Source organism: Pseudomonas sp. AKS31 (genome assembly GCF_023634765.1).
Lineage (GTDB): Bacteria > Pseudomonadota > Gammaproteobacteria > Pseudomonadales > Pseudomonadaceae > Aquipseudomonas.
On record NZ_JAMLFX010000054.1, the window covers coordinates 1 to 211 of the forward strand.

1 protein-coding gene is annotated in these 211 nt (G+C 61.1%); it reads right to left on the reverse strand.

The annotated features are described in order from the left end of the window. On the reverse strand, positions 1-211 hold a 211-nt coding region (locus tag M9827_RS27685; RefSeq protein WP_250608409.1), incomplete at both ends, for a hypothetical protein.

The window sequence follows — 211 nt, forward strand, 5'->3', positions numbered from 1 at the left end:
GATGACGTGCAGTTCTTCGCCGTTGTCGCGGGTGCGGATTTCCAGCCCCGGCAGGTAGCGCACCTGATGAAAATGCTCGGCGTTGGCCGCGAAGGTTTCGTGGCGTTTGAACACGCGCATGCCCTGGCTGTAACGGTAGTACTCGGCATCATTGGAACCGTCCTCGCGCTGGACCAGGGTCACGCTTTCCAGCTCATCGCGGGCATTCCAG